The organism is Variovorax sp. GW821-FHT10C12 (genome assembly GCF_059415405.1).
The window spans coordinates 429,304-445,879 of sequence record NZ_JBWKNE010000003.1 but is presented as its reverse complement, the minus strand read 5'-3'; the positions used below and the strand labels follow the sequence as shown (position 1 = coordinate 445,879).

The following is a 16,576-nucleotide window of genomic DNA, read 5'->3' as shown; positions in this document are numbered from 1 at the left end:
AGCCCCTCACATGCCCGTAACGCTCGAAGACAAACTCGTGGTCGCGATCTCCTCGCGCGCCCTGTTCAACCTCGAAGAAGAAAACAAGATCTTCGAGGCCGGCGACAACGAGGGCTACATGAAGCTGCAGCTCGACCGCATCGACGAGCCGGCCGCCCCCGGCATCGCGTCGTCGCTGATCCGCAAGCTGCTGCGTTTCAACGAAGACGGCGTGCAGCGCGTCGAGGTGGTCATCCTCTCGCGCAACGACCCGGTGTCGGGCATGCGCATCTTCAAGTCGAGCGCCGCGGCCGACATCAAGCTGCAGCGCGGCGTGTTCACCCAAGGCCGCCCGCCCTTCGGCTACCTGCGCCCGCTGCGCGCGCACCTGTTCCTGTCGGTCAACGCACAAGACGTGCGTGAGGCACTCGCCGCGGGCTTTCCGGCCGCGCGCGTGCTCGTCGAATCGGTGAAGGCCAGCGACGCCTGGCCGAACGAAGTGCGCATCGCTTTCGACGGCGACGCCGTGCTGTTCAGCGACGAAGCCGAGCGCGTTTTCCAGGCCGAGGGCCTCGACGCTTTCCAGGCGCACGAACTCAGCAAGGCCGACCTGCCCCTGCCCGAAGGCCCGTTCAAGCCGCTGCTGATGGCCTTGCACCGTCTGCAGATGGCGGGCAATGCGCAGATGCGCATCCGCACCGCGCTGGTCACGGCGCGCAGCGCGCCGGCACACGAGCGCGCGATCCGCACGCTCATGAAGTGGAACATCCGCGTCGACGAAGCGATGTTCCTCGGCGGCCTGCCCAAGGGCGAGTTCCTGCGCGAGTTCGAACCCGACTTCTTCTTCGACGACCAGACCGGCCACGTCGACGCGGCCTCGCGGCATGTGCCTGCGGGGCATGTGTCGAGCGGCATCAGCAACGAGTCCTGACGCTGTTCAGGGCGCGATCACGCCGACGGGGCACCTTGCTCCGCGAATGTCCTCCGCCCTTCGGGCTCCCCCTTTATTTCGCTGCGCAAGGCACCCCATCGACGTGATCGATGGGCAGTGCAGTCGTTGATCGGCCGCACACCAGCAACGTGCCCTCGTGCGCAGGGCACTGGGTGCTCCCCGCAGCGAAATCAAGGAGGAGGGGCGCAGCCCCGGGGGACATTCGCGGAGGGGAGTACCCGGTGTCCTGTGCACGCGCCCCAGCCCCTCTTTCGCGGTCTCCACGAAGCCGCAGACCAGCGCGTTGTCACACGCGTTTCGTCCCACTGTCATCGCTCGTTCACTGCCGAGTAACGGGTTCTCCCTAGTCTTGTCGCCTGTCCGGTGCGCAGTGCCTTCGTGGCACTTTTTTTTCGCGCCGGCCTTTCACCTCCTTCGACAGACAACAAGAACCGAACGGCTTTTCCGATGCGTCCGAACTCCCTCACGCACGCCGCGCCTCTCACGCGCTGGCTGTTGCCCCTTGCGATTTCCGCCGCGCTCGCGGCCTGCGGCGGTGGAGGCGGCGGTGGCGTTGCCTTTCCCCCGATCAGCGGCACCCCGACGCCGCCCCCGAGCAGCACGCCCAACGAAGGCAAGAGCGGCCCGAAGGCGCTGATCGTCGAGATCGACGGTCTCACGCATGCCGTCTTGCGCGACGCCATCGCGCAGAAGAAAGTGCCGGCCGCGCTGCAGTCGCTGCAGCTCGCCCCCGCATGGACCGGTGGCACCGACGGCGCGCTCAGCGAGCAGCCCGCCACCGACGGCCCCGGCTGGGCCACGCTGCTGACCGGCACCTGGGTGCCGCGCCATGCAGTGCGCGCCGACGCTGCGGACCAACGCATCGACGCCAAGCTCGCACCCTCGGTCTTCGCCTTCGCGAAGCAGAAGAAGGACGCGGGCTACCTGACCGCATCGGTCACCGCCAACACGCTGTATCCGAACCTGCTGCTCGCGGAAACCGGCACGCTCGACGCCGCCGTCGACTGCGCCGGTGCCGACGCCTGCGTGACCGCCAACACCACGCGCCTCATCGGCGCAGGCTACGACCTGCTCGTGGCGCAGTACAGCGCACCTGCCGCCGCAGCCGCCAACGGCCTGCGCAGCGAGAGCTACCAGCGCGCCGTCTCCGACACCGCCACGGCCGTCGGCCAGCTGCTCGCGCGCATCGCGCAACGCACGGCCAACGACGCGAAGGAAGACTGGCTCGTGATCCTCACGACCGGCCACGGCCTCGATGCCTTCGGCGGCGTCACCAGCCTGAAGGACGTCGACAACAAGACCGTCTTCATCGCCAGCAACAAGACCTTGCCCGCGCTGCCCGCCGTCGGCGCCGCCTCGCCGGCCGACGACACCGCGCTGCGCCAGTCGGCCGCCGCGACCGACATCGCACCCACGGTGCTGCGCCACCTCGGCGCGCTGCCCGCGACCGCGGCCTACAACCTCAACGGCCAGGCCCTGCAGGCCACCACCGCCGTGCAGCAGCTCGCGGCCCGCACCAGCGCCGACCGCAGCAGCATCGAACTCTCGTGGACGCTCGCAGGCGACCTCGGCGGCCCGGTGCAGGTGCTGCGCGACGGCAAGCCCATCGCCACGCTGCCGGCCGGCGCCACGCGCTACACCGACCCGGTCAAGGCCGCGGCCGACGGCCTCTACGCGTTCCAGTACACGGTCGCCGCCGGCGGCGCCAATGTCTCGGTCTCCGCGCAGATCGCCTACGTGAAGGTGGGACTGGTCAACCTCTTCCCGCTCGACGCGCTGCCCGCACTGGATCTCAACGCCACCGCCACGCTCGTGCCCATGGCCGCGGATGCCGATGGCGGTTCGCTCGTGGCCGACGACAACTTCCTGCCGCCCTACCGCGTGCAGGCGTTGCGCGTGGACAGCCGCATCAAGAACGCGAGCGGCATGGCCGGCTACAAGCTGCTGCAGACGCGCGACGTGACCACCGCCCCCGCCGTGGCCGCCTTCACCTTCGGCTTCTGGCTGCGCACCGACGCCACCTGCAGCCAGGGCGTGAGCAACGGCGCCTCGGTCATCGCCAACAAGAACTACGACACCGGCGACAACGCCGGCCTGGCGATCGGCCTGTTCAGCAACTGCGAGCTGCGCTTCAACACCGGCACCGGCAGTGGCCGCGGCGAGATCAAGGGCAAGCACTTCCTGAGCGCGGGCCGCTGGGCCTACGTGGCGATGGTCGTCGACAAGGCCGGCAAGAACATGAGCGGCTACGTGTTCGACCCGGTGAAGGGCACGCAGACCGGCAGCATCACGCTCTCGACGGCACTGGTCGCCGCACTCGGCGGCCTGGGCAAGGGCATCGCCCTGAACGAAGACGCCACCGGCCTGTACTACCAGCGCTGGTCGGCTTCGCCGCGCGGCGCGATGGACTTCAACGACTTCGCGATCTGGAACCGCGCGCTCACCGCCGAAGAGCTTACGGCCATCTACACCTCGGGCCAGCCGCTGTCGGCACTGGCCCCTTGATTGCTCCGATCACCCCGATCTCCACGACATCACCAAGAGAGGATCACCCCATGCTGCTTCAAGCTTCCCTCCCCGCGCGCCTGCTGGCCGCCTTCCTTCTGGCCTGCACGCTGTCCGCCTGCGGCGGCAGCGACAACGGCGGCGGCGGCCTTCCGCCCGTCATCACGCCGCCACCGCAGCCCCAGCCCCAACCCGAGCCCGGCGTGAAGCCCGAGATGCGCTGCGCACCGTGACCCGCGACGTCATGACATCCCACGACAAGACCATGAATTCACGCCGCAAATTCCTCACGGGCACCGCCACCACCGGCGCCGCCGCCCTCGCCCTCTCGGCCTTCCCGCCGAGCATCCGCCGCGCGCTGGCCATTCCGGCCAACAACAAGACCGGCACCATCAAGGACGTCGAGCACATCGTCATCCTGATGCAGGAAAACCGCTCGTTCGACCACTACTTCGGCACGCTCATGGGCGTGCGTGGTTTCGGCGACCGCTTCACCATTCCGCTGCCGGGCGGGCGCAACGTGTGGCAGCAGGCCGACGAAACGGGCGCGCCCGTGCTGCCCTACCACCTGGACCAGACCAAGGGCAACGCACAGCGCGTCGCCGGCACGCCGCACGACTGGAACGACGGCCAGAACGCCTGGGACGGCGGCCGCGCCTACCAGTGGGTGAAGTACAAGAAGACCGGCACCGCGCCGTACACCCAGGCCATGGGCTACCTCGAGCAGGCCGAGCTGCCGTACCAGTTCGCGCTGGCCAATGCCTTCACGCTGTGCGACGGCTACCACTGCAGCATGCACACGGGTACCAACTCGAACCGCATGTTCCACTGGACCGGCACCAACGGCCCCACGGGTGCGAACGTGGCCTCGGTCACCAACGAGTGGGACGACAGCTACACGCCGCCGTCGACCAGCGGCTACGAGTGGAAGACCTTCCCCGAGCGCCTGCAGGCGGCCGGCATCAGCTGGATCGTGTATGAAAACATGCGCGACAACTTCGGCGACAACCCGCTGGTCGGCTTCAAGCAGTACCGCCAGGCCAGCGAGGCCTCGGGCAAGCCGATCAAGAACACCGGCCCGGTGCCGGCCTACGACCCGGCCAGCGACGACGCCGGCAACCCGCTGTACAAGGGCATCGCCAACACCATGCCCGGCGCCAACGTGGACGAGTACCTGAACACCTTCCGCAACGACGTGAAGAACGGCAAGCTCCCGCAGGTGTCGTGGATCATCGCGCCCGCCACCTACTCGGAGCACCCCGGACCGTCGAGCCCGGTGGAAGGCGGCTGGTACATCCAGGAAACGCTCGATGCCCTCACCGCCGTGCCCGAGGTGTGGAGCAAGACCGTGCTGCTCATCAACTTCGACGAGAACGACGGCTATTTCGACCACTACCCCTCGCCCGCCGCGCCCTCGCTCAACCCCGACGGCTCGCCCGCCGGCAAGACGACGCTGCCCGAAGCCGATATTGCCTTCGAACGCTTCACGCACCCCAAGCCGCCGGGCACCACCAGGCAGCCCGCGCCCGACGGCCGCGTCTACGGCCCCGGCGTGCGCGTGCCGATGTACGTGATCTCGCCCTGGAGCCGCGGCGGCTGGGTCAACTCGCAGGCCTTCGACCACACCTCGGTGATCCGCTTCATCGAGGCGCGCTTCGGCGTGAAGGAGCCGAACATCTCGCCGTTCCGCCGCGCGGTGTGCGGCGACCTGACGAGCGCCTTCAACTTCGCCACGCCCAACAACGAAGTGCTGCCGACGCTGGCCGGCCGCACGAGTCGCACGCAGGCGAACGACAAGCGCGCGGCGCAGGAAGCCCAGGCGCAGGTCCCGATGCCCGCCACGCCGCAGCTGCCGCGCCAGGCCACCGGCACGCGCCCCTCGCGCGCCCTGCCCTACGAGCTGCACGTGAGCGCGCGCAACGATGCCACCAGCGGCAAGGTGCGGCTGCTGTTCGCCAACACCGGCAAGGCCGCCGCCGTGTTCCATGTGTACGACAAGCTCAACCTGGAACGCCTGCCGCGCCGCTACATGGTCGAGGCCGGCAAGACGCTGGACGACACCTGGAACGCGATGCTCGACAACACGGGCTTCTACGACCTGTGGGTGCTCGGCCCCAACGGCTTCCACCGCCATTTCCGCGGCGACCTGAACAGCCTGCGCGCCGGCGATGCGCCCAACCCCGAAGTGCGCGTGTGCTACGACATCGCCAACGGCAATGTCTACCTGCAGATGCTCAACGGCGGTCGCAACGCCTGCAAGTTCACCGTGCGCCCCCGGGCCTACCGCACCGACGGCCCGTGGACCGCAACCGTGGCCGGCGGCACCTCGGCCGAGCAGCACTGGGACCTGGCCGCCAGCGGCGCCTGGTACGACTTCGAAGTGACCTGTGACGCCGACACCAGCTACTACCGCCGCTTCGCGGGCCGCGTGGAAACCGGCCGGCATTCGGTGAGCGACCCGGCCATGGGCACGGCCGCCGCCTGAGGCCAGGGTGACACCATGACCTCCCGCCGCCACTTCCTCACCGGCACCGCCACCACCGGTGCCGCCGCGCTCGCGCTCTCGGCCTTCCCGCCGAGCATCCGGCGCGCACTGGCCATTCCCGCCAACAACAAGACCGGCACGATCAAGGACGTCGAGCACGTCGTGATCCTGATGCAGGAGAACCGGTCGTTCGACCACTACTTCGGCACGCTGGCCGGCGTGCGTGGCTTCGGCGACCGCTTCCCCATTCCGCTGCCCAAGGGCCTCAACGTCTGGCAGCAAAGCGATGCCAACGGCAACGTGGTGCTGCCGTACCACTTCGACAGCCGCAAGGGCAACGCGCAGCGCGACGGCGGCACGCCGCACGACTGGGACGACAGCCAGCAGGCCTGGGGCGGCGGCCGCATGAACGAATGGGCGCGCTACAAGACGCCCAAGGCCATGGGCTACCACAAGCAGGCCGAGATCCCGTTCCAGTTCGCGCTGGCCGATGCCTTCACGCTGTGCGACGCGTACCACTGCGCGATGCACACCGGCACCGACGCGAACCGCTCGTTCCACATCACCGGCACCAACGGCCCGACCGCGCAGAACGTGGCCTTCGTCAGCAACGAGTGGGACTGGCTGGACGCCACCCCCAGCAAGGTCGACACCGGCTACACGTGGAAGACCTACGCCGAGCGCCTCGAAGACGCCGGCGTGAGCTGGATCTGCTACCAGAACATGCCCGACGAATGGGGCGACAACATGCTGGGCGCGTTCCGCCAGTTCCGCCGCGCCAACCGCGCGTCGCCCTACCCGGTGACCAGCGGCTACTACAAGGCGCCGTTTTCCGACACGGGCCAGAAGCTTCCCTTCCACGCCTACGACGCGGCCAGCGACAACCCGGGCAACCCGCTGTACAAGGGCATCGCCAACACGCTGCCCGGCGACAAGCCCGAAGACTACCTGGACGCGTTCCGGCGCGACATCAAGGCCGGCCGCCTGCCGCAGGTGAGCTGGATCAACGCGCCCTCCGCCTACTGCGAGCACCCGGGCCCGTCCAGCCCGGTGCAGGGCGCGTGGTTCCTCCAGGAAATCCTCGATGCACTCACCGCCGTGCCCGAGGTGTGGAGCAAGACCGTGCTGCTGGTCAACTTCGACGAGAACGACGGCTACTTCGACCACATGCCCTCGCCCTCGGCGCCTTCGCTCAACCCCGACAAGACGCCGGCCGGCAAGACCACGCTCGCCGCCGACGACCTGAAGGCCGAGTACTTCACGCAGCCGGCACCCGACGGCAGCACCTCGCAACCGAAGCCCGACAACCGCGTGTTCGGCCCCGGCCCGCGCGTGCCGCTGTACGTGATCTCGCCCTGGAGCCGCGGCGGCTGGGTCAGCTCGCAGGCCTTCGACCACACGTCGGTGCTGCGCTTCTTGGAAACACGCTTCGGTGTGAAGGAGCCCAACATCTCGCCGTTCCGGCGCGCAGTGTGCGGCGACCTCACGAGCGCCTTCAACTTCGCCACGCCGAACACCGAGGCCCCGCCCACACTCGCGGGCAAACTGAGCCGGACCGACGCCGACAAGGTGCGCAACGACCAGCAGGCGCTGCCGCTGGTGCCGCTGCCGACCGATCCGCAGCTGCCGCGCCAGGCCACCGGCACGCGCCCGTCGCGTGCCCTGCCCTACGAGCTGCACACGAGCGCCAGGGCCGACACCCTCGCCGGCACCGTGAAGCTGATCTTCTCGAACACCGGCAAGGCCGCCGCCGTGTTCCATGTGTACGACAAGCTCAACCTCGACCGCCTGCCGCGCCGCTACATGGTGGAAGCCGGCAAGACGCTCGACGACAGCTGGACCGCTGCGATCGACAACAGCGGCTTCTACGACCTGTGGGTGCTCGGCCCCAACGGCTACCACCGCCACTTCAAGGGCGACCTCAACCGCCTGCGCGCCGGCGGCGTGGCCGCGCCCGAGGTGCGTGTCTGCTACGACATCGCCAACGGCAACGTCTACCTGCAGATGCGCAACGACGGCAAGGCCCCCTGCAAGTTCACGGTGCGTGCCAAGGCCTACCGCGACGACGGCCCGTGGAACGCGACGGTGAACGGTGGCGCCCAGGCCGAGCAGCACTGGGAACTCGCCGCCAGCGGCCAGTGGTACGACTTCGCCGTCACCTGCGACAGCGACCCGGCCTTCTACCGCCGCTTCGCCGGCCGCGTGGAAACCGGCAAGCACACGGTCAGCGATCCGGCGATGGGCTTGCCCGACCTCTGAAGACGTAGGCATGATCCCCCCGCGCCCGCCAGCGGCGCGGGGGAATTCATGCACGCCAAGGTCATCCGGTACTTCGTCGAAGTGGTTCGCGCGGGCTCGATCCGCAAGGCGGCCGAGCAGTTGCACGTGGTGCCCACGGCCGTCAACCGCCAGATCCTCAACCTCGAGGAAGAGCTGGGCGCGCCGCTGTTCGAGCGCATCCACAACACGCTCAAGCTCACGCCCGTGGGCGAGATCGTGCTGGCGCATGCGCGCGGCACGCTGCGCGAGTTCGACCTGGTGCGCCAGCGCATCGAGGACGTGCGCGGCCTGCGCCAGGGCGAGGTCACGCTGGCCACCACGGCCGGCCTGGCCGACGCCTTCCTGCCCGCCGTGGTGCAGCGCTTTCGCGCGGCGCACCCGGGCATCCAGCTGAAGCTGCTCGGGCTGCCCATCGCGGCCGTGCTGCGCAGCGTGGCCGAAGGCGATGCCGACCTGGCGCTGGCCTACGACGTGCCCGGCACGGCCGGCTTTCGCACGCTGTTCAGCAGCGAGTGGCCGATCGGCGCGGTGGTGCCGCCGGGCCATCCGCTCACGGCGCATGCGACCGCGCTGCTGGCGGAGTGCGTGGGCTACCCGCTGATCCTGCCCGCGCCCTCGCTGTCGATCCGCCCGATCCTCGACGCCGCCTTCGAGCGCTCGGCCATCCGCGTGTCGCCGGTGGTCGAGACCACGTCCACCGCGCTGATGCGCCGGCTGGTGCGCGACGGCGGCGGCATCACGCTGCTGAACCGCCTGGACGTGGACGAGGAGCGCAACGACGGCAGCCTGGTCTTCGTACCGCTGCGCGACACCACGCTGCGCGCGCAGACGCTCACGCTCGAGACCCGCGCCGCGCAGGCGCCGAGCGCCGCGGCCGAGCTGTTCGCGAACCATGTCGTGGCCTGCCTGGACGACCTGCTGGCGCCCTGAAGTGCCCCCTGAATGACCGTCCACTTTTTGTGCACAGGGCGCGTCATTTATTGACTTTGCATGTGCAAAGACATTGCTCCTAGACTGCCGCGCCGGTTCATCGGCAGGAAAGGTTCCCATGTTCTCGAACGATAAAAAGACCCCCGCAGGAGACGGCGAAGGGGTCGACCAGAAGCTTCCGCTCGCCCGCTGCGGCGCATTGAGCCTGCAGCACGTGCTCGTGATGTATGCCGGCACGGTGGCCGTGCCGCTCATCGTGGGCGGCGCGCTCGGCCTCTCGAAGGCCGACATCGCGTTCCTCATCAACGCCGACCTGTTCGCCGCCGGCATCGCCACGCTGGTGCAGGCCGTCGGCTTCTGGCGCTTCGGCATCCGCATGCCGGTGATGATGGGCGTGACCTTCGCCGCCGTCGGGCCGATGATCGCCATCGGCATGGACCCGTCGCTCGGGCTGCCCGCGATCTACGGCGCGACCATCGTGGCGGGCGTGTTCGGCATGCTGGTCGCGCCGCTCATGGGGCGCGTGCTGGGCGTGTTTCCGCCGCTGGTCACGGGCACGGTCATCACGCTGATCGGCGTGTCGCTCATGGGCGTGGCCATCAACTGGGCCGCCGGCGGCCAGCCCAGCGCGACCCGCATGGTCGACGGCGTGGCGCACGCGGTGGCCAACCCGGCCTACGGCGAACCGGTGAACCTGGCGATTGCCGCGGCGGTGCTGGCGGTGATCATCGCGATCACGCGCTTCGGCCGGGGCCTCATCGCCAACATCGCGGTGCTGCTGGGCATCGTGTTCGGCGTGGGCCTGTCGCTGGCGCTCGGGCGCATGCACTTCGACGGGCTCGAGGAAGCGAGCTGGATGGCCGTGACCACGCCCTTCCACTTCGGCCTGCCGCGCTTCGAGCTCACGGCCATCGCCTCGATGTGCATCGTGATGCTCATCACGCTGGTCGAATCCACCGGCATGTTCCTCGCGCTGGGCGAGATCACCGGCCGCAAGGTGACGACCGACGCGCTCACGCGCGGGCTGCGCGCCGACGGGCTGGGCACCGTCATCGGCGGCGTGTTCAACACCTTCCCCTACACCTCGTTCTCGCAGAACGTGGGGCTGGTCACGGTGACGGGCGTGCGCTCGCGCTACGTGGCGGCGGGCGGTGGCCTGATGCTGATCGCGCTGGCGCTCTTTCCGAAGATCGCGCACATCGTGGCCTCGGTGCCGCAGTTCGTGCTCGGCGGCGCGGGCATCGTGATGTTCGGCATGGTGGCGGCCACGGGCGTGCGCATCCTGGGTGCGATCGACTATGCGCAGAACCGCCACGCGCTGTACGTGATCGCCATTTCGATCGGGCTGGGCCTGGTGCCCACGCTGTCGCCCAACTTCTTCCAGCACTTCCCCGCCTGGACCCATCCGCTGACGCACAGCGGCATCGTGCTGGGCACGCTGGCCGCGGTGCTGCTCAATCTTTTCTACAACGGCGTGCTGTCGAAGGAACGCTCCTTCGCGATGGCGGCACGCACTTCGCACGGCACCGAATGACCTTCCAGAACCCTTCATCCTCTTCACCGCAGCGCCCGCCGCTGCTGATCGTGCGCCACGCCGACGTGCTCGTCACCATGGACGCCGCCCGGCGCGAGATCGCCGACGGCGCCGTGGTGATGGACGGCCCCGCCGTCGCCTGGGTGGGCGCCACGGCCGAACTGCCGGCGGCGTACCTCGACGCGCTGCGCAGCGGCCAGGCCGAGGCCATCGACATGCACGGCCATGTCGTGATGCCCGGGCTGGTGAACACGCACCACCACATGTACCAGAGCCTCACGCGCGCCGTGCCCGAGGCGCAGGACGCCGAACTCTTCGGCTGGCTCACCAACCTGTACCTGCTGTGGGCGCGGCTCACGCCCGAGATGATCCGCGTGTCGACGCAGACCGCCATGGCCGAGCTCATGCGCTCGGGCTGCACCACCACCAGCGACCACCTCTACCTGTTCCCCAACGGGTCGCGGCTCGACGACTCGATCGAGGCGGCCGACGCCATGGGCATGCGCTTCCACGCCGCGCGCGGCAGCATGAGCGTGGGCCGCAGCGCCGGCGGCCTGCCGCCCGACGAGGTGGTGGAGACCGAGGCCGCGATCCTGCGCGACAGCGAACGCCTCATCGACCGCTGGCACAACCCCGCGCGCCATTCGATGCGCCGCATCGTGCTCGCGCCCTGCTCGCCGTTCTCGGTGTCGCGCGACCTGATGCGGCTGTCGGCCGAGCTGGCGCGCGAACGCGGCGTGTCGCTGCACACGCACCTGGCCGAGAACGACAACGACGTGGCGTACTCGCGCGAGAAGTTCGGCATGACGCCGGCCGAATACGCCGAAGACCTCGGCTGGGTCGGCCGCGACGTGTGGCACGCGCACTGCGTGAAGCTGGACGACGCCGGCATCGCGCTCTTCGGGCGCACCGGCACCGGCGTGGCGCACTGCCCGTGCTCGAACATGCGGCTGGCCTCGGGCATCGCGCCCATCGGCGCGATGCGGCGCGCGGGCGTGCCCGTGGGCCTGGGCGTGGACGGGAGCGCGTCGAACGACGGCGCCCACATGCTGGGCGAAGCACGCCAGGCCATGCTGCTGCAGCGCGTGGGCTACGGCCCCGCCGCCATGACGGCGCGCGAGGCGCTGGAGATCGCCACGGTCGGCGGCGCCCGCGTGCTCGGGCGCGACGACATCGGCGCGCTGGCGCCGGGCATGTCGGCCGACCTCGTGGCCTTCGACATGCGCGGCGTGGACCACGCGGGCGCCTGGCACGACCCGGTGGCGGCGCTGGTGTTCTGCACGCCGGTGGCGGCGGCGCTGAGCGTGATCGACGGCGTGGTCCGCATCCGCGACGGGCGCTTCACGGGCTTCGAGCTGGCGCCGCTGCTGGCCACGCACCGCGACCTGGCGCGCACGCTGTATGAAAGCGCGCGACACCCGCACACAGCCTGACCATGACCTGACCCCATTCCGGCCCCGCCGGATGTGCACCTTCGAGGTAGGCAGCAACCCTCATTGCCAACGCCAGAGCCCCTCCGCAGAATCCGCCCACCAAATAGAACGAGCGTTCTATTTCGTGGCGGGACACCCCCGTCGGCCTTCCCCAGATGCATAACGACAGGGAAATTTCCGATGAAGCGCAGAGACATCCTCAAATGGTCCGCCTCGGCGGGCGGCCTGGGCCTGCTGGCCGGCAAGACCTCCACCGCCTCGGCGGCCCTGCCTGTGCCCAGGCCCACGCTGCCGCAGAAGATCGACCCGATCAGCGCCACCCTGCGCCGGCTCGAGCTGCTGGGGCGGCAGTCGGCCTACCTCTGGACCGAATCGCACATCAACCTGGCCGGCGTGCCGATGGGCGCGGTGGTGCCACCCACCGAGCTGCCGGCGCTGGAGCACCAGCTCAAGACCATCGCCAAGGCGCTGGAGGCCGTCACCAATTTCGCGGCCTCGTTCGCCACCAGCGCGCTGGCCTCGGGCAGCCTGCAGTCGCTCGACACCCTGCGCACACGCCTGGCCGGCCTGCAGGCCAGCTTCGAGCAGCTGCTGGCCGCCAACGGCGGGCTGGCCACGCTGCCGACCGCGGTGCTGAACCTGCTGGGCACGCTCACGGGCACGGCGGGCGACATCGCCACGCAGCTCAGGCAGATCCACCACGACCTGCTCTCGCAAGGTCCGCTGGGCGCGCTGAACGGACCGAAGACGGTGGCGCAGTACGACGCGCTGTTCGTCACCATCGAGAAGCCCGCCATCGCGCAGCTGCTGCACGACAACGACCTGTTCGCGGCGATGCGCGTGGCCGGGCCCAACCCGATGCTGCTCCAGCGCGCGACGGCGCTGCCCACCAAGTTCCCGCTGGGCGACGCGCATTACCGCCAGGTGATGGGCGCCGGCGACAGCCTGGCCGATGCCGCCGCCTCGGGCCGGCTCTACCTGCTGGACTACGAAGGCCTGGGCGACATGGCGCCGGCGGGCCCGGTGAGCAAGCCGCTCACGGGCACGGCCTACATCCACGCACCCATCGCGCTGTTCGCACGGCCGAAGACCGGCCGCTCGCTGGTGCCGGTGGCGATCCAGTGCGGGCAGGACCCGACGCTGAACCCGATCTTCCTGCGCGTGGACGACACGGCCGACGCCGGCGCCTACTGGGCCTGGCAATCGGCCAAGACCGCCGTGCAGGTGGCCGACTTCAACTACCACGAGATGTTCGTGCACCTGGGCCGCACGCACCTGATGTCGGAGGCCTTCGCGATGGCCACGCAGCGCCAGCTCGCGACCGCGCACCCGCTGAGCCGGCTGCTGTCGCCGCACCTGGAGGGCGCGATGTTCATCAACGAGTTCGCGACGTTGATCATCATGGCGCCGCTGACCACGGGCGACGTGATCCTGGCCGCGCCCATCGAGACGCTGCAGCAGCAGTGCGGGCGCGACCGGCTGGCCTACGACTTCTACGACCGCATGGTGCTGCCCAACGACCTGCGCACGCGCGGCGTGGACGACGCGGCGGCGCTGCCCGACTACCCGTACCGCGACGATGCACTGCTGGTGTGGAACGCCATCGCGCAGTGGGTGGGCGACTACGTCGGCACCTACTACCTGAGCGACGCCGACGTGACCGGCGACCATGAACTCAAGGCCTGGGCCACCGAGCTCGCGACCAGCGGCAAGGTGCACGGCTTCCGGCCGATCACCACACGCGCGCAGCTGGCCGACGTGCTGACCGCGATCATCTTCAACGCCAGCGCACAGCATGCGGCGGTGAACTTCCCGCAGTACTCGGTGATGACCTATGCGCCCTTCAGCGCGGGCGCGGCCGGCGTGCCGGCGCCGACGAGCACGGCGGGACAGAGCGAAGCGAGCTGGTCGCAGATGCTGCCGTCACGGCTGGCGGCGCAGGAGCAAATCCTGCTGTTCCACATCCTGGGCGGCGTGTACTACCGACCGCTGGGCGAGTACAAGGACAGCACGTTCCCGCACCTGCCGGTGCTGCTCGACCCGGCGATTGCCGGGCCCGGCGGGCCGCTGGAGCGCTTTCGCAATGCCCTGGTGGGCGTCGAGGCCACCATCCGCCAGCGCAACACCGCGCGTGCGCGGCCCTACGAGCACCTGCTGCCGAGCCGCATTCCTTCGAGCACGAACATCTGACGCCGGCGCGGGCGCCGCTCAGCGGCGCATGGTGTCGAGCTGCGTGACCGGCGCGGCGTTGTTGCCCCACGACCCGCGGATGTAGGTGAGCACCTCGGCCACCTCGGTGGCGTCGAGCGCGTGCCCGAACGGCGGCATGCCGTAGGGGCGCGGGTTGCCGGCCGTCGCGGGCAGGAAGCCGCCGTGCGCGACCACCTGGATCAGGTTGGTGGGCCGCGCCATCGTCACCGCGCGGTTGCCCGCGAGCGGCGGGTAGGCGCCGGCCGCGCCCTGGCCCTGGTCGCCGTGGCAGTAGGCGCAGCGCTGGTCGTAAATTTTGGCGCCACGCACCATCGTGCCGGCATCGCGCCGCACCGGCGCGGCGGGGGCCTTGGTTGCTTCGGGTGCGTCCTGCTTCACGGCCTCGGGCAGGTCCTTCAGGTAGATGGCCATCGCGCCCAGGTCGGCGTCGCTCAGGTACTGCGTGCTGCGGAACACGACGTCGGCCATCGGCCCCATCACCGAGCCGCGCGGGGCCGTGCCGCTCTTGAGCAGCGCCACGACGTCGGCCGCCGGCCAGTCGGCCACGCCCGCTTCATGCGGATCGGCCAGCGAGGGCGCGTACCAGTTCTCCACCGCGATCAGGCCGCCCGACAGCCCGAGCTTGGTTTCGGTCGCGCCCAGCGAGTTGCGGCTGCCGTGGCAGGCAATGCAGTGGCCCAGCCCGCCCACCAGATAGGCGCCGCGGTTCCATTCGGCCGGCTTGTTCGCGTTCGCCACGAAGGGCTGCGGCTTGAACGAGAGCGCGCGCCACACCGCGAGCGCGGCCTGTGTGTCGTACGGGAAGCGCAGGCGGTGCGCCTGGTTCTCCGTGGCGGCCGGCGCCACGCTGCGCAGGTAGGCGTACAGGGCGTCGGAGTCCTCGCGCGTGACCTGCGTGAAGTTCGGGTACGGGAAGGCCGGGTACAGCAGGCGCCCGTCCTTGCTGCGGCCGTTGTGCATGGCGCGCCAGAAATGCGCGCTGCTCCAGCCGCCGATGCCGTGCGTCGCATCGGGCGTGAGGTTGGTCGCGTAGATGGTGCCGAACGGCGTTTCGAGCGGCACGCCGCCCGCATAGGGCTGGCCACCGCGCGTGGTGTGGCAGCCGGCGCAGTTGCCCGCCAGCGCGAGGTAGCGCCCGCGCTCGACGAGCTGCGGCGTGGCCTGAAAGGCTTCGGCGCCTTCGGGCAGCGGGTCTTCGCCGCGCAGGTTCAGCGCCAGCACGACGCCGGCCAGCACGGCCGCCAGGGTGACCAGGCCCAGCAGGGCCCAGCCGAAATGTCTCAGTCGCGCGGTCATCGGGTTCTCAGGGTTTCGCTGCGGTCGGCATGCCGCCGCAGGTGACGGGCAGCGGCGCGGGCAGCGAGGCCGCCGGGCGGGTGTCGGCCGGCATCGGCTGCACGGCCAGCCAGCTGGCCACGGCGTTGATGTCGGCGGTGGTCATGCGCTGGCCGATCTGCGCCATGCAGTCGGGCGCGGGCGCATGGCGCTCCTTGGTGAGCCAGGCGCCCAGCTGCGACGACACATACAGCCGCGGCAGGCCCAGCAGGCCCGGAATGGCCGGCTGCACGCCCGTGAGCGCGGCGCCGTGGCACTGCACGCAGGCCGGGATCTGGCGCGCGGCATCGCCTTCGAGCGCCAGCTGGCGGCCGCGGCGCAGCTGCTCCGGCGAGGCGTCGCTCTGCGGCGAGATCGCCGCGTACGGCAGCGACAGGTTCGCGAAGTACTCGGCCATCTCGCGCAGGTAGTCGTCCGACAGGTGCTGGACCATGTAGGTCATGTCGCTGTTGAAGCGGCGCCCGTCGCGAAAACTCACGAGCTGGTTGAACAGGTAGCCCGCCGGCTTGCCCGCCAGGCGCGGGAAGAAGCCGGCGTTGGTGGTGGCGCCCTCGCGCCCGTGGCAGGCGATGCAGGCGGCTACGCGCTGTTCGATGGTGTCGGGCACGGTGGTGGCTGCGCGCGTCATCGCAGGCGCGAGCGGCAACAGCAGCGCCAGGGCCAGCGCTGCCCGGTGGAGCACGGCCTTCATCACGTGCCTGCCGCGAAATGCGCCAGGGCCAGCAGGCCCGCGATCAGCAGCAGGGCCATGCACAGCCCCACGCCGATCAGCGGCAGGATGCCCAGCTGGGCGGTCCGCTTGTCGGCGTCGGCCCGGCGACCACCCAGCCCGATGAAGCTCCAGAGTACGGCGCGCACCGCGCGCATCAGATTGAACATGGGTCCACTGTCGCGCAAACGGGTCAAAAAAAACAGATGCAGATCCAGCTCGA

General features: G+C 69.9%; 12 protein-coding genes. 9 read left to right on the top strand and 3 right to left on the bottom strand.

What is annotated here, in order from left to right:
* Positions 1–10: 10 nt before the first annotated feature.
* The 9 genes from AC07OH_RS18565 (at position 11) to AC07OH_RS18525 (ending at position 14,288) form a co-directional block, all read left to right on the top strand.
* Positions 11–910 (top strand): 5'-nucleotidase, encoded by a 900-nt coding sequence (locus AC07OH_RS18565; RefSeq protein ID WP_099795206.1) that lies wholly within the window; start codon positions 11–13, stop codon positions 908–910.
* Between the two features lie 468 nt (positions 911–1,378).
* Positions 1,379–3,436, top strand: a complete 2,058-nt coding sequence (locus AC07OH_RS18560; protein ID WP_495301685.1) for a LamG-like jellyroll fold domain-containing protein — start codon at positions 1,379–1,381, stop codon at positions 3,434–3,436.
* Between the two features lie 50 nt (positions 3,437–3,486).
* Positions 3,487–3,669: a hypothetical protein gene (locus AC07OH_RS18555; RefSeq protein WP_495301684.1), complete on the top strand. Its 183-nt coding sequence runs from the start codon at positions 3,487–3,489 to the stop codon at positions 3,667–3,669.
* A gap of 32 nt (positions 3,670–3,701) precedes the next feature.
* On the top strand, positions 3,702–5,921 hold the full coding sequence (locus AC07OH_RS18550) for a phosphocholine-specific phospholipase C (protein ID WP_495301683.1): 2,220 nt from the start codon (positions 3,702–3,704) through the stop codon (positions 5,919–5,921).
* Positions 5,922–5,936: 15 nt separating this feature from the next.
* On the top strand, positions 5,937–8,180 hold the full coding sequence (locus tag AC07OH_RS18545; RefSeq protein WP_495301682.1) for a phosphocholine-specific phospholipase C: 2,244 nt from the start codon (positions 5,937–5,939) through the stop codon (positions 8,178–8,180).
* A 48-nt stretch (positions 8,181–8,228) separates the two neighbouring features.
* A complete protein-coding gene (locus tag AC07OH_RS18540; RefSeq protein WP_095948271.1) occupies positions 8,229–9,131 on the top strand; it encodes a LysR substrate-binding domain-containing protein in 903 nt (300 codons plus the stop codon).
* A 118-nt stretch (positions 9,132–9,249) separates the two neighbouring features.
* Positions 9,250–10,665: a nucleobase:cation symporter-2 family protein gene (locus AC07OH_RS18535; protein WP_495301681.1), complete on the top strand. Its 1,416-nt coding sequence runs from the start codon at positions 9,250–9,252 to the stop codon at positions 10,663–10,665.
* Positions 10,662–12,098: an 8-oxoguanine deaminase gene (locus AC07OH_RS18530; protein ID WP_495301680.1), complete on the top strand. Its 1,437-nt coding sequence runs from the start codon at positions 10,662–10,664 to the stop codon at positions 12,096–12,098. Before AC07OH_RS18535 ends, AC07OH_RS18530 begins: the two co-directional genes overlap by 4 nt.
* Before the next feature lie 180 nt (positions 12,099–12,278).
* On the top strand, positions 12,279–14,288 hold the full coding sequence (locus AC07OH_RS18525) for a lipoxygenase family protein (RefSeq protein WP_495301679.1): 2,010 nt from the start codon (positions 12,279–12,281) through the stop codon (positions 14,286–14,288).
* Positions 14,289–14,306: 18 nt separating this feature from the next.
* On the opposite strand, the gene AC07OH_RS18520 is transcribed toward AC07OH_RS18525, so the two are convergent.
* The 3 genes from AC07OH_RS18520 to AC07OH_RS18510 are packed head-to-tail and all read right to left on the bottom strand — an operon-like array spanning position 14,307 to position 16,523.
* Positions 14,307–15,605: a c-type cytochrome gene (locus tag AC07OH_RS18520; RefSeq protein ID WP_495301678.1), complete on the bottom strand. Its 1,299-nt coding sequence runs from the start codon at positions 15,603–15,605 to the stop codon at positions 14,307–14,309.
* A gap of 7 nt (positions 15,606–15,612) precedes the next feature.
* The gene (locus tag AC07OH_RS18515) at positions 15,613–16,335 is read right to left on the bottom strand and encodes a c-type cytochrome (RefSeq protein WP_495301677.1); all 723 of its coding nucleotides are present in this window, start codon (positions 16,333–16,335) and stop codon (positions 15,613–15,615) included.
* Positions 16,335–16,523: a DUF2970 domain-containing protein gene (locus AC07OH_RS18510; RefSeq protein WP_056573062.1), complete on the bottom strand. Its 189-nt coding sequence runs from the start codon at positions 16,521–16,523 to the stop codon at positions 16,335–16,337. The genes AC07OH_RS18515 and AC07OH_RS18510 overlap by 1 nt, the downstream gene beginning before the upstream one ends.
* Positions 16,524–16,576 lie beyond the last annotated feature (53 nt).

Excerpts from the sequence above, each read along its gene's own strand:
- AC07OH_RS18520 (WP_495301678.1), bottom strand. The coding sequence starts at position 15,605 with ATGACCGCGCGACTGAGACATTTCGGCTGGGCCCTGCTGGGCCTGGTC.
- AC07OH_RS18540 (WP_095948271.1), top strand. The coding sequence starts at position 8,229 with ATGCACGCCAAGGTCATCCGGTACTTCGTCGAAGTGGTTCGCGCGGGC.
- AC07OH_RS18510 (WP_056573062.1), bottom strand. The coding sequence starts at position 16,523 with ATGTTCAATCTGATGCGCGCGGTGCGCGCCGTACTCTGGAGCTTCATC.
- AC07OH_RS18515 (WP_495301677.1), bottom strand. The coding sequence starts at position 16,335 with ATGAAGGCCGTGCTCCACCGGGCAGCGCTGGCCCTGGCGCTGCTGTTG.
- AC07OH_RS18535 (WP_495301681.1), top strand. The coding sequence starts at position 9,250 with ATGTTCTCGAACGATAAAAAGACCCCCGCAGGAGACGGCGAAGGGGTC.
- AC07OH_RS18550 (WP_495301683.1), top strand. The coding sequence starts at position 3,702 with ATGAATTCACGCCGCAAATTCCTCACGGGCACCGCCACCACCGGCGCC.
- AC07OH_RS18530 (WP_495301680.1), top strand. The coding sequence starts at position 10,662 with ATGACCTTCCAGAACCCTTCATCCTCTTCACCGCAGCGCCCGCCGCTG.
- AC07OH_RS18525 (WP_495301679.1), top strand. The coding sequence starts at position 12,279 with ATGAAGCGCAGAGACATCCTCAAATGGTCCGCCTCGGCGGGCGGCCTG.
- AC07OH_RS18555 (WP_495301684.1), top strand. The coding sequence starts at position 3,487 with ATGCTGCTTCAAGCTTCCCTCCCCGCGCGCCTGCTGGCCGCCTTCCTT.
- AC07OH_RS18565 (WP_099795206.1), top strand. The coding sequence starts at position 11 with ATGCCCGTAACGCTCGAAGACAAACTCGTGGTCGCGATCTCCTCGCGC.
- AC07OH_RS18545 (WP_495301682.1), top strand. The coding sequence starts at position 5,937 with ATGACCTCCCGCCGCCACTTCCTCACCGGCACCGCCACCACCGGTGCC.
- AC07OH_RS18560 (WP_495301685.1), top strand. The coding sequence starts at position 1,379 with ATGCGTCCGAACTCCCTCACGCACGCCGCGCCTCTCACGCGCTGGCTG.